Below are 14,115 nucleotides of genomic sequence, written 5' to 3'. Positions count from 1 at the left end.
CGCAGCGAGCGGCGGCAGGAGTGCGCCAGTGCAAGCCCTGCCCGCAGCAGGCATGCCGCAGAGCGTGCCGCCGAGGCTGCCTGCCGACGCCGTTCAAGCCTCATCTGCACTCGACGTCACTGTTGAGGTGTCGCACGGACTCTCAGGCTCGACGATCAGATCGGCCGCAGCGATGGCCGATGCGATCTCGTCTGTGGTGATCCGGTCAAGTGCTGCTGCGAGCTCGAAGCCCTCGTCGGAGAGCATCGCCGTCCAGAGATCCTTCGTGAAGCCCACAGTGTCCAATCATCTTGGGCAGTTGTGTGAAATTCAAATGATTTTTATTACATCTGGCGATCTATGCGTGGACTTCTCGGGCTTCTCGCTCGGTCCATTGCGAGGCCGGGGAGCGGTTCGTTCTACGCTCGCGGCATGTGCGGGCGGTTCGTCTCGGCGGCAGATCTTGAGGCCGTGGCCGCGTACTTCGACACCCCGATGCCCGGGTTCGACGTTCCTCGCAGCTACAACGTGGCCCCCACCACTGACATCGTGGCGGTCGTGGACGGCCCCGATTCGCGTCGGCTCGAAATGTTTCGGTGGGGCTTGGTGCCTCGTTGGTCCCCCGACCCCGCCAAGGGTCCGCCGCTGTTCAACGCTCGCTCGGAGACGGCGGCCACGAAGAACTCGTTCCGCGGGCCGTTCAAGCGGCGCCGTTGCATCGTGCCCGCCGACGGCTTCTACGAGTGGCCCCCCGCGTCCCCCGCGACGAGCCGCGACGAGCGCCCGCTGCCGCACTACATCACCCGATCCGACGGCGGCATGCTCGCCATGGCCGGACTGTGGGAACGGTGGTCGCCGCCAAAAGACGCCGCCGCCGGCACTGAGCAGAACGCGCTGCATTCGGCCGCGGTGCTCACCACGGTGGCGAACCGATTCATGGCGCCGATCCACGACCGCATGCCGGTGCTGCTGGAGCGATCCGCGTGGGATGCGTGGCTGGATCCCGCGAACGACGGCATCGACGTGCTGTCGGCCATGTGCGCACCTGCTGGCGAAGGAATCCTGCGCTCTCACCAAGTAGGCCGCGCGGTGGGCAACATCCGCAACAGCGATGCCACTCTCATCGAACCAGCGGACTTCGCCGAAGCGGTGCCGGATCGGCTCTTCTGAGCTGCTTCGGCGCTGCTCGTACACGGGCGCCGCGCACTGCAGGCAAACCCGGCCTTGCGTAGCCAGGCGCAGCGAGCGCAGCTCGGCTCAGCCGAGTGCTGCCAGCTCAGCTTTGATGGCTTCGGCTGGTGCGGTCAGATCCTCCGCCGAGGCCATCGGCAGTGGCCGGGCGAAGTTCATGTCGGACATCGAGTTCACCCCGCACACATGGATATGGCAATGCGGCACTTCGAAACCGGCGATCACCAGCCCGATTCGCTCAGGTTTCAACGCCCGCATCTGCGCCTCGCCGATGCGGCGGGACACATCGAACAGGTGAGCTTGCAGCTCGGTCGGGACGTCCAGCCAGTGGTCGATCTCCGCGATCGGCACGACGAGCGTGTGGCCCACCGACAGAGGGTTGATGGACAAGAACCCGACACACTGCTCGTCTCGCCACACAAATGTCCCGGGCAGCTCTCCTTCGATGATCCTCGTGAATACGGTGGCCATGGCGCGCAGCCTAAGCCCAGACCCACCTGTGAGGTCCAAACCTTGAACTCATTGGGAAACGATCTTCGCACCCGGCCCAGCGCCAACACCTACCCCGACCGACTGTTCTCTTGCATGGTTGACATGGCTACCTCCTCATTGAGGTGACCGGGAAATGGGGGAGGCACCGTAAATCGCTCGCTCGTGCCTCGAACTTGATTCGGATCGGTGGTGGTCACGGCCCCGCGCATATGAGGCATAGGGTCAGGATCGATCCTTAACGAACGTTAAGGAAATGATCCAATGCGACTTGCAGATGGCTCCGAAACACATCTTCGACACCGCGGCCGATGGCGGCGACGAACAGTATTCTCAATGGTCCTGACGGCGGCGCTCTTGGCGAGCACGGTGAGCGTCGGCGCTCAAGGCGCCGATCCGGTCATCGAGGGCCAGCTGGCCCAAGACACGGGCACGAGCCTCGGCGCCGAGCAGGCAGCAGATCTTGCTGTCGCCTCGTACGCCGCTGAGTTCGGCGTCACCGAGGCCGAGGCAGTCCGGCGCCTCGACCGCATCCAGCCGATCCAGGACATCTTGGCGTCGATCCGAGAACTCGAATCGTCTCGGATTGCGGGATGGGGCATCGACCACGTGGGCACCTTCACCGGCTGGGTGTGGCTGACCGGCGACGAGGTTCCCAAGCCTGCTTCGACAGCGATCGCGGTCGCACACGGCGACGTCGAGATCCGCACCGGTGCCGCGCACACGCTCGCCGAGCTGCTCAAAGCCCAGGACGGCTTCGGTGACGGCAGCAGCATCGGCCCTGTCGGGCGCGTCGACGACCAGACCGGCGTCGCGGACTACTCGGCTGCGGTCACCTTCACCGCGCCGGACTTGGGCACCAATACTCTGCACATCGGCATCGACCCTGCGCTGCTGGGACCCACAGAGCCGACCGAGCTTCGAGGCACCGAAGACGGCATCGGCCCCGTCGGCAGCACCGACACGCCTGCCGCAACCGCTTCGGCGACCGACGCCGAACTGGCTGCTCTCGCAGCGCAGATGACCGCCGCCTACCAAGGCCACATCGGCGTCGCCTACTCCATCGTCGACGGACGCGACCACGGCGACATGGCGATGTTCGACGGCGGACGCGCCATGAGCTCTTGCACATCGGGTTTCGCCGCTCGCCAGCGCAGCACCCGCACCTTCGGCATCATCACCGCCGGCCACTGCCGAGAACCGCTGACGATGCACGGCGTATCGTTGCCGTGGGTGACCGGCTACAAAGGCACCACCGCAGACGCCCAATTTCACGAGATCCCCTCCGGTTCAGGGCATCAGCTCAAGTCGCAGTTCGTCGATTACCAGAGCACGCCCCCTGAGACCCGCGTCGTACGGGGCGCCGAATCGTGGTCGAGGATGCTCGGCGACATCGTCTGTCACACAGGCAAGAAAACTGGCAGTACCTGTGGAACCGTGATCAACATCTACTATCGGCCAACCAACTCTGGCGCGTGCTACGCCGATGAGTTCAATACCCCTGCGGACTGCGCTGCCCGTTTTGTCCGTGTGTACGGATCCGGATTGAAGGGCTGCAAGGGTGACAGCGGCGGACCGTTCTATCGAAATTCCACGGCCTACGGCATTCTCAAGGGCGGTACTGACGCCGATAACTGCATCTCAACCGGCAAGAAGCTGACCTTCTCAGCTATCGACAGAGTCGAGGATTTCTTGGGCGTCGACATCCTCGTCGCCAACAACGTCACCATCGGCTGAGGGCTGGTGTCGCACCAGTACGAGGAGCTTGGACCGCGAATGACGCCCCGCCGCACTGTGCTGGTTCTGGTGATCGCTGCGTGGCTTGTCTTTGGGTGTGTCGCCCAGGGGAGCAGTCTCGACGACAAGCAGGCACCTGCTGCCCTTCCGAGGAACACAATCACAGAGACCCGCACTGACGTCACTGCTCCTGCCGCTACGGCCGACACTGTCGCCGCATCGAGCGCATTGCGATGCCAGTCTTCAAGCAGCGGCAGGTGCGTATATGTCCCGGAACATCGGCCGTTCGAATCACAGCTCGATGGCATCAATCGCGCCCCGGCCAGTTTAGCAGCGAATGATGATTCAGTCGCGAGCACTCTGCCGCCCCTCGGGGCGCCGCCGTCGCCATTCGTGGGAATGTGGGACTTCGACCCAGATGGAGACGGCCAGATGGCCGAGCTGTGCGGCTACCTGATCATCGAGGAACCCTACGTCCATGTGCTGGAGACCGAGCACGATTGGGGGCAAGGCTTCGACCCGGGACTCCGTCGGGACGGCAACGGCAGACTGCTGTATTCCATGATCATGCTCCCGCGTCCCGGAACACGGTATGACCCCGACACCCGGTCGCTGTGGGTGCACGACGAGGGCCCGATGACGGACGGGGATCACGTCTCGGTCGGCGGAGGAGAAGGACCCCGCCGCCAGCCCGATTGGGGTGAACCAGACGTGCATCAACGAAATGTGTGGCGAGCCAACGGCATGGGCCCGGCCGACTACCCCTGCCGTTGAAGCGTCGAGGTCTGGCTCCCGCATGCTCTTGGCCTTGGGTGTGTAGATCTCGATCCGGTAGTGGAACCCGAAGAGGCGCTCAGCACGCGGGCGGTACCACACCAGGGGATCGAACGGATTGATCAGCACCGTCCGGGATCGCGTGCGGCCACGCTTCAGCCCGGCCGGCACATAGCCTGAATCGCCGCCCGCCTGCTCGCCCTTACCCCTGCGTTCGGGCCACGGGTTCGCCTGTCGGTCCCGCCTCAGAGAGCATGAGCATGTCGGTACTGTGAGCCGGGTGAGCGAAACGCCCGATGCGTCGTCGAACCCCGACCTCGGGTGGCGGCCGTTCACTGTGCCCAACCTGATTAGCTTGGCGCGGCTGGGCTGTCTGCCGTGGTTCGTGTGGTTGGTGTTCGGTGCCGAGGACCGCTGGGCGGCGGCGCTGCTGCTGGGTGCGCTGGGGGCCACCGACTGGGTCGACGGCTGGGTGGCGAGGCGTTTCGACCAGGTCTCCGAGCTGGGCAAGATTCTCGACCCCACCGCCGATCGGCTGCTGTTGCTGGTCGCGCTCGTCGTGATGATCGTCGACGGCTCGTTGCCGCTGTGGATTGCCGTGCTGGCGCTGTTCCGCGAGGGAGTCGTTGCCATCGCCGCGTTGGTGCTCGGTGCCCTCGGTGCTCGCAAGATCGACGTGACTTGGTGGGGCAAGACCGGCACGTTTCTCATGATGTTCGCCGTGCCGTTCTTTCTCGCGGGGCACAGCGATATCCCCGCCGCGGATGCGTTCGGGATCGGGGCGTGGATCTTCGTCGCAGTGGGCCTGCCGATCCACTACTGGTCGGCGGTGGGCTACATCCCTCAAGCATTCACTGCGGTGCGGCAGGGGCGTGCTGCCCGCGTCAGCGGCTGAGCACTTGGCCGCCGACACCCGCATGGAAGCCCGGCGCAGTGAGACCTCGTGCTGTGTCAGCAATCGCTTGCGTGGAAGCCCGACTCGGCTCGGCCGAGCGCGCTGCGGACTTCGGCGAGACTCGGCATGGCAATGGCTGTGTGACACGGCTCTAGCTACTGGGGCGACGGCAATCCGGTAGGTTCGTGGACATGGAGATTCCCGCCGAGCTTCGCTACTCGAGCGATCATGAATGGGTACGTCCCGCAGACGGCGGGGTGCAGGTGGGCATCACCGATTTTGCGCAGGATGCGCTCGGCGATGTCGTGTATGTGGAGTTGCCCGAGATCAGTGCACAGGTCACCGCTGACGAGCCGATGTGCGAGATCGAGTCGACCAAATCCGTTTCGGACATCTTTGCCCCGATCTCGGGGGAAGTGGTTGAGGTGAACGTCACGCTGGAGGACGAACCGCAGCTGGTCAACGAGTCGCCGTATGGCGACGGGTGGCTCTGCGTTATCGCCCCGCTAGACGACGCGTCGCAGGCCTCTACGGAGATGGAAGCACTGCTCGATGCCGACAGCTACGCCGCGTTGATCGCCGAGGACATCTGATCTCCATGTCTGTGACCTGCGGCACATGCGGAAAGGTAAGTGCCGAGGATGCCCGGTTCTGTTCCGGCTGCGGGATGCGACTGGACACGACCGGTGACGCACCCACCGAGATTCTCGTGCCGGTGCGCGTTACCGAAGTCCCGCCGTACGCCGGTCAGGCGGAGCTCGTGGTCACGTCGGGCCATCGGTCCGGGACCCGCTTCGAGCTGGCCGGTGACCGGGTCACCGTCGGCCGCCACCCCGACAGCGACATTTTCCTGGACGACATCACCGTGTCGCGCCGTCATGTGGTGCTCGAACTCGGTCCGGCGGGACACATCCTGATCGACGTGGGCTCGTTGAACGGCACCTATGTGAATGGCGTTCGCACCGACGGCGAGGTGAAGCTGAGCAGCGGCAATGAGTTGCAGATCGGCAAGTTCAAGCTGCTGTACCTGATCTCCTCATTCGGATTGTGAGCGCACGCCCCGAGTCGTACGCACCCGGAGCACGGTTGTCGATCGGCGAGGTCGTGTCGTTGCTGCGGTCCGAGTTCAATGATCTGACCGACTCCAAGATCCGGTTCCTCGAAGATCGCAAGCTCATCTCGCCGGCCCGCACGTCAGGGGGTTACCGCAGTTTCGGGCCGCATGACATCGAAGTTCTTCGCTGGATCCTGACCCGTCAACGCGACCAGTACCTGCCGCTCAGCATCATCGGGGAGCGGATCGACCGAGGCGAGCACCTGGCTGACATCTGGGGCATCGGGATTCACGAGGCCCCCGGATCGTCCCCCGCGGCGACGGCTGAACCTGAACCCGAAGCACCCTCCGAGTTCAGGGCTGCAGGTGCCGCTGCGGCGACTGGCGCCGCAGACGCAGCCGAGGGTCCCCAAGAACCTGTTCCCGCGGATGCAGTCGAGAGCGCAACAGATCCGGTCTCGACGGCGCCAACCGCCGGCCCCAAGCCCCCATGGATCGCTCCCGACGCCGCCGCGACGTACAGCGCCGCGGAGCTGAGTGCCGAGAGCGGACTCACTGTCGAAGAGATCGCCGAGCTGACCGATTTCGGTCTTCTCGTGCCGCTCGACGAAGCCGACGAAGCTCGATCACTGCCGCCCCAAGCCGAAGCAGCGCATGCTGCGGCGGTGCAGGCCTCGTTGGGCCTGGAACCGCCTGCGCCGCGTTACAGCAGCGGCGCCTTGCTCGTCGCCCGTATCTCGCGCGAATTCGCCACATACGGCCTGCAGGCCCGTCACCTGCGTGTGGTTCGCAATGCCGCAGCGCGCGATGCATCGATGTTCGAGCAGGGCATTCAACCGATTCTTCATGCCGGCGGTGCTTCGGCCGACCTTGACGCGCAGCGCTCCTTGGGTCGCCTGATCGCGCTCTGCGAGCGGCTGCGCTCCCACGTGATGGGGGAGGCCTTGCGCCGATATTGGCGCTAGTCGCTGAGTGTTCGCCGGCTCACCGGGAGCAGGGGCCGAAGTAATGTGCGGGCCATGGTTGAGATGGAGCTCCTTGGCGTGCAGGTGGAGATGCCCTCGCAGAGCCCCTTGCTGTTGCTGCGCGAGACCGGCGGTTCTCAGCGCGTGCTGCCGGTGGTGATCGACACCCCCGAGGCCCAGGCGATCTACCGCGGCATCGAGCAGATTCGAGTGCCGCGGCCGCTGACGCACGACCTGATGGCGGCCATGCTGGACGTGCTCGGAGCGACGCTCGTCAAGGTCACCGTCACCGACCTGCGCGACCGCACCTTCTTCGCCGAGATGGAGGTCACGGTCGGGGAGGCCACCCATACGATCTCCGCTCGGCCGAGCGACGCCGTGGCGCTGGCGGTGCGGGCCGACACCCCCATCTTCGCCAGCGAATCGGTGCTCGACGAAGCGGGGCAGATCATCGAGCTTCCTCCCGATCCCCCCGCCGATGTCGACCCCGACGAGCTCCTCGACGAGTTCAAGCAGTTCCTCGACGACGTGCGGCCCGACGACTTTGGGCCCGCGGCGGAGGCCAGCGACCCGGAGTGAGGCGCGGTGGCCCGACCGCTGCTGCGGCCCGAACGGCCGCTGCCAGCTCCCGTTATCTGGCCGCTTGCGTCGCAGCGGCGGGTCGTCGTACGCTCTGTGGGAGCGCGGATCACAAACCAGTAGTTCGCAAAATGTGATTTGCGGCGTCCGCTGTGGATGGGGGAGGAAAAACCGATGGCCGTTCAGCAACGAGCCCTGTCGTCTGAGCCAACGGCATCGGGAGGCGCCGACACGCCGAGATCCCGCTCGGCGCCTCTCGCGTCCACCGGCGAAGCAGACCTCTCCGAGTCAAGCGGCGCTGAAGCCCTCGGCGCGCTCGCGGAGGGTTTCTTCGGCCCGCAGACTGCCGAGCTTGTCGGCATCACCTACCGCCAGCTCGATCACTGGGCCCGCCAGGGGCTGGTGAGGCCGTCGGTTGCGAAAGCCACCGGCAGCGGATCACGGCGTCGCTATTCCTACAACGACCTCGTCGAGCTGAAGATCGCCAAGAAGATGCGCGACGCCGGCATCGACCTGAAGTCGATTGCGCGGGCGTTCGACTACCTCCGCAACCAGCTCGGCGGCGAGGTTGCGTCGGCGAACATCGTCATCAGCGGCACCGACGTGTTGCTGGTCGACGACGACCAAGTGCTGAGCCTGCTGCGACAAGGCCAGGCGGCCATGCTGACTGTGCTGCCCGTAGCGGGCGTGCGCCGCGAGCTCGACGCCGACGTGGTGAAGCTGTTTCCTGACGAACCGATCGCCGTGCAGCTCAGTCTGGACATCGGCAGCGAACCGGGCGACGGCATCACCGATTGACCGCCAGCGGCGTTCCGGCCGCTGGCCGACTGGGCACCAGCTGACGCGGTGCCCGCTATGGCCGACCGGTGCTCAGACGAACCGAGTCAGTCCGGGTTGTCGGCGGGCGAGAACTGCAGCGACGCCGAGTTCATGCAGAAGCGATCGCCCGTCGGGCGTGGGCCATCGGGAAAGACGTGGCCCAAGTGCGCGCCGCAGGCCTTGCACATCACCTCGGTGCGGACCATGCCCAAGGAGCGATCGACCTCGGTTTTGACCGCAGCGTCGTCTACCGGCTGGGTGAAGCTGGGCCAGCCGGAGCCGCTCTCGAACTTTGTCTCTGAGCTGAACAGCTCGGCACCGCACACCACGCAGAGGTAGTCGCCCTCGGCATGGTTGTCCCAGGTCTCGCCGGTGAAGGGGCCTTCGGTGCCTGCCTCTTGGGTGACGTGGTACTGCATGGGGGTGAGCCGCTCCCGCAACTCCGACTCAGTGAATGCGACAGGTCGTTCCGTCATGGAACCCACGGTAGCGACGCCGAGGCGGCCTGACAGGTCGCGGCGAGCCCGTGGGCCGGACTAGCCGGCGGCGGGGGCTTCGGCGTTGACGGCCCGCACGATGTCGACCATCTGTGCGAGCGTGTCCAGCCGGTCGGCGGCCGTGGCCCCCTCAGGCTGCAGACGCAACACGTCCACTCCTGCGTCGCGATACGCCCGGACCTGGTCGGTGACCTGGTCGTGGGTGCCCAAGAAGTTGGTCTCGGTGACCAGGCGGTCGGGCACGGCGGCTGCGGCGCCAGCGCGATCGCCGTCGAGCCACAGACGCTGCACGTGGCGGCACTCGTCGGAGAAGCCGGCGCGGCGGTAGGCGTCGTTGTAGAAGTTCGCTGTCGCCGAGCCCATCGCGCCCAGCGTGAACGCGAGGCCGGGGCGCCGCGGCGCTATCAGCTCTTCGATGTCGTCGCCGAACTCCACGGCGCCGCCCGCCTGGCACGCGACGGCGCTCGGCGGGCGCCCGGCTGCTTCGGCACCGGAGAGCACCTTGCCCCACGTCACCTCGGGACGGCTCGGCACGAAGCACACGCCCACCCAGCCGTCGGCGGCCTCGCCGGTGTAATGCAACGACTTGGGCCCCAGTGTGGCGAGCCAGATCTCGATGCTGTCGTTGGCAGGCTGTGCCAGCCGCAGCGACTTGCCCTGCCCGTCGGGCAACGGGAGCACATGGTGCCGGCCGTCATAGGCAATCCTCTCGCCCGCAAACGCCTGGCGGCAGATGTCGACGGTCTCGCGCAGCCGCCCCAGCGGGTCGGCGAAGCGGACCCCATGGAGCCCTTCCACCACTTGGGGCCCGCTCACGCCGAGCCCCAGGATGAACCTGTCGTCGGTCATTGCGGCCAGCGAGAGCGCGGTCATGGCGGTCATGACCGGGGTACGGGCCGAGATCTGCAAGATGCCGGTGCCGAGCTGGCAGCGTTGCGTCACCGCGGCGAGGTAGGCAAGCGTGCTGACGCCGTCCATGCCCCATGCCTCGGCGGACCACAAGATATCTACGCCGAGGCGGTCGGCTTCTCGCAGAAACTCGACCTGTTCATCCCAGTCGCGGCGCTTGCCCGACGCCGGACCTCCGAATCCGATGGCTGTTCGCACGCCGGAACCCTAGAGGCTGAGCAGGCGGCGAAGCCGTGGCCCGAGCGGCCCGTGAGCACAGTCGCATTCGGATCGGGAACAAGAGCGGGGAGCATCTGGCTACTGGTTGCTCAGGCGGGGTGGAGTGTCACCAGGCCACCGAGCTGAGCCAGGTCTTGCAAGGCTTGGTCGTAGAAGAACCTCGCCGAGCAGGCGTCGCGTGCCCAGGCTTCCTCGTCGGGCGTGGGGTAGCCCCCGACGGCCCCGACGCTCAAGTCACCGGTCGTCGTCGAGCTGACGGCAGTTCGATTGCCGACGAGCAGCTCTTCGAGAGCGTCGCTGCGGTCGCCGGGTTCGTCGAAGACGAACAGCCGCTCGCCGTCAGTCACGAACGGCGTGACGTAGTAGGCGCGGTCGCCACCGGGCGTCTCGGCGTCGAGCCGCAGCATGAGCACCCCATCGAACGGGCTGAACGGCCCATCGCCTGACTCGCCGGTCACAGCGGGCAGCGTACAGAGTGCCTGCATTATCAGTAAGCGGCGGCGCCGATAGGTAAACCTTCCCGCTGTCGCACCGGTAGTTTCCCGCTCTTGTTCGCTGTCGCTCACGGGCCGCTCGGGCCACGGCTTCGCCTATCGGCTCAGCCTCTGAGTACCGCATTATCAGTAAGTTCAGGTATCACTAGGTTCAGCACGGGTCCCGCAGAAGGCGGGCCGGCGCATACGCAGGGGGATCAGCGATGACAACCGAGCAAGCGGGCTACCTCGACACCGAGTACTTCGGCTTCGAGCAGGCCTTGGCATCCAGCGGTGTGCTGACCGTGACATTCAACCGGCCCGAGTCGATGAACGCCTCGACCCATTCGATGAAGCGGGATCTGATCGAGCTGATCACCCAAGTGCAGATGGACGACGCGGTACGGGTGGTGGTGTTCACCGGCCAGGGCCGGGCGTTCTGGGCGGGCGACAACCTGGGCAGCTACGAGCAATCCCGCCCCTCTGCCACGCCCACGATCTTCGGCGGGCATCACAATGCCGCCGGCACCTACAACAGCCTGCGGACGATCTCTCAGGCGGTCAACACCGCGGTGCGCCGCCTCGACAAGCTGACCATTTCTGCCATCAACGGCTTCGCCATCCAGACCGGCTTCAGCTTCGCGCTGGCGTGCGACTTCCGGATTGCGGCGCGTTCGGCTCGCATGGGCTCGGCAACGCTGCGTTTCGGTCTGCTGCCCGACGAAGGCGGCCAGTGGCTGCTGGTGCAGCACCTCGGCGTGGCCAAGGCGACCGATTTCATGATGCGCAAGCGGATCGTCGACGCCGAGGCCGCGCACGAGCTCGGGCTGGTGCACGAAGTGGTCGACGACGAAGAGCTGCCGGCTGCTGCGGGCAAGCTCGCCGACGAGCTGGCCGAAGGGCCCCAGGTGGCCATGCGCATGCTGAAGCGCTCGATCCTGCTGGCAGCAGAAATGACGTGGGAGCAGTCGCTCGACGAGATCGCCTCCAAGACAGCCATCACCGACCACCTGCCCGATGCCGCAGAGGGCGTCGCAGCATTCCAGGCCAAGCGCCAGCCGGAGTACAACGACTGGCTGCGCTGAGCCCCCGCCCCAAGAGGCTGAGCCGATAGGCGAAGCCGTGGCCCGAGCGGCCCGTGAGCGACAGCGAACAAGAGCGGGAAACGACTGGTGCGACAACGGCAGGGTTCACCTATTGGCGCTTCCTCCAAGTTCCGGGTGCTGGCATACTTTCGACGTGAAGCGCGCCGAGCAGATCGATCAGATCAAGACCCTGTTGGCGCGACTCGACTCCGGCACCAACGTGGATGCCGGCGGTGTGAGGTACAACCCCACGTCGTCATACACCGATCCTGAACTTGCAGCAGTGGAGCGCAGCGAGTTCTTCGACCATCATCCGCAGATTGTCGGGCTGTCGGGCGATCTGGCTGAGCCCGGGTCGTTCATGACCTTCGATGAACTCGGCACACCGATCCTGGCGACGCGCACTGCGTCGGGGGAGTTCAAGGCGTTCGTGAACGCCTGCCGGCACCGCGGTGTGGTCATCGAGTCTGCCGAGCGCGGCAGAAAGCGCCGCTTTGCGTGCCCATTTCACAACTGGACCTACGACGGCAACGGGACGCTGGTGGGTTTGCCCAAGTCCGACCACTTCGGCGAGCTGGATCGCGCAGAACTGGGACTGGTCCCGCTGCCGGCGGTCGAGCGCGAGGGCTTGCTGTGGGTGCATCCGCAGCCCAATGGCGTCATCGATCCCGACGAGCTGCTGGGCGCCGAACTGGCCGCAGACCTCGCCGACTGGGATCTCGGCAAGCTGCGCCGGCTCGGCGGCGACCGGTACGACGTGGACTGCAACTGGAAGCTCGCCATGGACACGTTCGGCGAGACGTACCACTTCCCGGTGCTGCATTCCGACACGCTTTCCGCGGCCTTTCACGGCAACGTGCAGTGCTATGACACCTTCGGCCGGAACCACCGAATGCTGCTGTGCCGGCGCGAGATCGACGAGATGCGCAAGCTCCCGCCCGACGACTGGGACCTGTGCACCGCCACGCTGCCGGTGTATTGGCTGTTCCCCAACACGCAGCTCATCCCCTCGGGCAGCGTCGTCTATGTCGTCCGTGCCTATCCCGACGCCCAGGATCCGGGGCGGCACACGAGCCGCATCTCGTTCTACCTGCGGCCCCACGTCTCGGTTGACACAGCGTCTGGCGATGCAACTGGCGAAGATGGCGTCCACATGGCCGAAGAGGTGGCTCGCGGATTCGGGAACATCATCCGTGACGAGGACTATGCGATGAGCGCCAGCCAGCAGCGCTCAGCCAACAGCGGTGCCCTCAGTCACGTCGTGTTCGGGCGCAACGAGCCTGCGTTGCATCACTTCCACAACACCTACCGGGCCGCGCTCGGCCGCGAACTGCTGCAGTTGCACCCGACGGGCTGATCGACGACACCGCACCAGCGGCGTCGGTGATTCAGCTCTGGACGAGTTCCTCGAGCGCACCCAGCAGCATCCTGACGTTGCGCATCCGGGCGGTGTGGCCCATGCAGCCGATGCGCCACACCTTGCCGGCGACTGGGCCGAGCCCGCCGCCCACCTCGATGCCGTAACGCTCGAGTAGGGCGCGCCGCCCCGCGGCATCGTCGAATCTTGCAGGCAGCGTGACGGTGGTGAGCTCGGGCAGACGGTGGCCCTCCTGCGCCCACAGTTCGAAGCCCAGCTCGGGCAGGCACGCATGCAGTTCGTCGCCGCAGGCCTGGTGGCGCGCCCAGGCGTTGTCCAGCCCCTCATCGAGCACGGCGCCGAGGCCGGCATGGAGGCCATAGAGCATCGAGATCGGAGCGGTGTGGTGGTAGGCGCGGGCGCCCTCGCCGACGACATAGGCCCGGATCATGTTCAAGTCCAGGTACCAGCTCTGGGGCCGGCCGACCAGCGAGTCCAGCGCGCGGTCGCTGACGGTGAGCGGAGCGAGACCCGGGGGCACCCCGAGGCACTTCTGCGTGCCGCTGTAGGCGATGTCGACGCCCCACCCGTCGATGTCGACTTCGATGCCGCCCAGCGATGTGACGCAGTCGGTGAGCAGGAGCGCATCGCCCTTCGCTTCGCCCAGGGGTGCGATGTCGTTTCGCACGCCAGTGGACGTCTCTGCGTGGACCACCGCGATGATCTTCGGCGACGGGTGGGCCTCGATGAGACGTTGCGGATCGATGGCGCGGCCCCAGTCGGTGTTCACGGCCACTACCTCGGCGCCACAGCGTGCAGCCACGTCGCACATGCGGGTGCCGAAGACACCGTTGACGCCGATGACCACCGCATCGCCAGGCTCGACGAAATTGCAGAAGGCCGCTTCCATGCCTGCCGAGCCGGTGGCGCTGACCGGGAACGTCAGCAGGTTCCGGGTCTGCCACACGGTCCGCAGTCGCTCGTTGGTCTCGTCGAGCAGAGCGATGAATTCAGGGTCGAGGTGGCCGAGGATGGGGCGGGTGAATGCCTCCATCACCTCGGGATAGGGGTTGGAGGGCCCCGGCCCCATCAA

17 protein-coding genes and 1 pseudogene are annotated in these 14,115 nt (G+C 66.1%); 11 read left to right on the top strand and 7 right to left on the bottom strand.

Annotated elements, in window-relative coordinates; all coding sequences use genetic code 11:
* Positions 1-93: 93 nt before the first annotated feature.
* Positions 94-276, bottom strand: a complete 183-nt coding sequence (locus tag ACOGJB_RS03605; protein ID WP_419839455.1) for a hypothetical protein — start codon at positions 274-276, stop codon at positions 94-96.
* Positions 277-411: 135 nt separating this feature from the next.
* Between ACOGJB_RS03605 and ACOGJB_RS03600 the strand changes: the two genes are divergently transcribed.
* Positions 412-1,149 (top strand): SOS response-associated peptidase, encoded by a 738-nt coding sequence (locus tag ACOGJB_RS03600; RefSeq protein ID WP_419839454.1) that lies wholly within the window; start codon positions 412-414, stop codon positions 1,147-1,149.
* 87 nt (positions 1,150-1,236) lie between these two features.
* On the opposite strand, the gene ACOGJB_RS03595 is transcribed toward ACOGJB_RS03600, so the two are convergent.
* Positions 1,237-1,641, bottom strand: coding sequence for an HIT family protein (locus tag ACOGJB_RS03595; protein ID WP_419839453.1), 405 nt, complete (start codon positions 1,639-1,641; stop codon positions 1,237-1,239).
* A 354-nt stretch (positions 1,642-1,995) separates the two neighbouring features.
* Between ACOGJB_RS03595 and ACOGJB_RS03590 the strand changes: the two genes are divergently transcribed.
* On the top strand, positions 1,996-3,396 hold the full coding sequence (locus ACOGJB_RS03590; RefSeq protein WP_419839452.1) for a hypothetical protein: 1,401 nt from the start codon (positions 1,996-1,998) through the stop codon (positions 3,394-3,396).
* 393 nt (positions 3,397-3,789) lie between these two features.
* Positions 3,790-4,170, top strand: coding sequence for a hypothetical protein (locus tag ACOGJB_RS03585; RefSeq protein ID WP_419840797.1), 381 nt, complete (start codon positions 3,790-3,792; stop codon positions 4,168-4,170).
* 36 nt (positions 4,171-4,206) lie between these two features.
* Here ACOGJB_RS03585 and ACOGJB_RS03580 read toward each other — a convergent pair.
* A pseudogene (locus tag ACOGJB_RS03580) lies at positions 4,207-4,341 on the bottom strand (DNA glycosylase AlkZ-like family protein); the annotation flags it as partial.
* Between the two features lie 109 nt (positions 4,342-4,450).
* On the opposite strand from ACOGJB_RS03580, the gene ACOGJB_RS03575 reads away from it, so the two are divergent.
* The 6 genes from ACOGJB_RS03575 to ACOGJB_RS03550 all read left to right on the top strand — a co-directional run bounded on the left by ACOGJB_RS03575 (position 4,451) and on the right by ACOGJB_RS03550 (position 8,461).
* Entirely contained in the window at positions 4,451-5,065 is a 615-nt protein-coding gene (locus ACOGJB_RS03575) for a CDP-alcohol phosphatidyltransferase family protein (RefSeq protein WP_419839451.1), read from the top strand.
* A 191-nt stretch (positions 5,066-5,256) separates the two neighbouring features.
* Positions 5,257-5,658, top strand: a complete 402-nt coding sequence (gcvH, locus tag ACOGJB_RS03570) for a glycine cleavage system protein GcvH (RefSeq protein WP_419839450.1) — start codon at positions 5,257-5,259, stop codon at positions 5,656-5,658.
* A 74-nt stretch (positions 5,659-5,732) separates the two neighbouring features.
* Complete coding sequence (locus tag ACOGJB_RS03565) at positions 5,733-6,116, top strand: FHA domain-containing protein (RefSeq protein WP_419839449.1); 384 nt, start codon at positions 5,733-5,735, stop codon at positions 6,114-6,116.
* A complete protein-coding gene (locus ACOGJB_RS03560) occupies positions 6,113-7,084 on the top strand; it encodes a MerR family transcriptional regulator (protein WP_419839448.1) in 972 nt (323 codons plus the stop codon). The genes ACOGJB_RS03565 and ACOGJB_RS03560 overlap by 4 nt, the downstream gene beginning before the upstream one ends.
* A gap of 54 nt (positions 7,085-7,138) precedes the next feature.
* The gene (locus tag ACOGJB_RS03555; protein WP_419839447.1) at positions 7,139-7,663 is read left to right on the top strand and encodes a bifunctional nuclease family protein; all 525 of its coding nucleotides are present in this window, start codon (positions 7,139-7,141) and stop codon (positions 7,661-7,663) included.
* A gap of 174 nt (positions 7,664-7,837) precedes the next feature.
* Positions 7,838-8,461, top strand: a complete 624-nt coding sequence (locus ACOGJB_RS03550) for a MerR family transcriptional regulator (protein WP_419839446.1) — start codon at positions 7,838-7,840, stop codon at positions 8,459-8,461.
* Between the two features lie 86 nt (positions 8,462-8,547).
* Here ACOGJB_RS03550 and msrB read toward each other — a convergent pair whose 3' ends face one another.
* The 3 genes from msrB to ACOGJB_RS03535 all read right to left on the bottom strand — a co-directional run bounded on the left by msrB (position 8,548) and on the right by ACOGJB_RS03535 (position 10,565).
* Positions 8,548-8,958 (bottom strand): peptide-methionine (R)-S-oxide reductase MsrB, encoded by a 411-nt coding sequence (gene msrB, locus ACOGJB_RS03545; RefSeq protein WP_419839445.1) that lies wholly within the window; start codon positions 8,956-8,958, stop codon positions 8,548-8,550.
* A 60-nt stretch (positions 8,959-9,018) separates the two neighbouring features.
* The gene (locus ACOGJB_RS03540) at positions 9,019-10,086 is read right to left on the bottom strand and encodes an LLM class flavin-dependent oxidoreductase (protein ID WP_419839444.1); all 1,068 of its coding nucleotides are present in this window, start codon (positions 10,084-10,086) and stop codon (positions 9,019-9,021) included.
* A 110-nt stretch (positions 10,087-10,196) separates the two neighbouring features.
* Positions 10,197-10,565 carry a hypothetical protein gene (locus ACOGJB_RS03535; protein ID WP_419839443.1) on the bottom strand — a complete coding sequence of 123 codons (369 nt, stop codon included), beginning with the start codon at positions 10,563-10,565 and terminating at the stop codon, positions 10,197-10,199.
* Positions 10,566-10,804: 239 nt separating this feature from the next.
* On the opposite strand from ACOGJB_RS03535, the gene ACOGJB_RS03530 reads away from it, so the two are divergent.
* On the top strand, positions 10,805-11,665 hold the full coding sequence (locus ACOGJB_RS03530; protein WP_419839442.1) for an enoyl-CoA hydratase/isomerase family protein: 861 nt from the start codon (positions 10,805-10,807) through the stop codon (positions 11,663-11,665).
* Between the two features lie 154 nt (positions 11,666-11,819).
* Entirely contained in the window at positions 11,820-13,022 is a 1,203-nt protein-coding gene (locus ACOGJB_RS03525) for an aromatic ring-hydroxylating oxygenase subunit alpha (protein WP_419839441.1), read from the top strand.
* A gap of 31 nt (positions 13,023-13,053) precedes the next feature.
* Here the strand turns inward: ACOGJB_RS03525 and ACOGJB_RS03520 are convergent, their stop codons facing one another.
* Positions 13,054-14,112 carry a pyridoxal-phosphate-dependent aminotransferase family protein gene (locus tag ACOGJB_RS03520; protein ID WP_419840674.1) on the bottom strand — a complete coding sequence of 353 codons (1,059 nt, stop codon included), beginning with the start codon at positions 14,110-14,112 and terminating at the stop codon, positions 13,054-13,056.
* Between the last annotated feature and the right edge of the window lie 3 nt (positions 14,113-14,115).

This window comes from Candidatus Poriferisodalis sp., assembly GCF_965208895.1.
In the GTDB taxonomy this organism is placed as follows: Bacteria; Actinomycetota; Acidimicrobiia; order Acidimicrobiales; family Poriferisodalaceae; genus Poriferisodalis.
The sequence above is the reverse complement of the archived record's forward strand: the minus strand, read 5'-3'. Positions and strand labels throughout refer to the sequence as shown.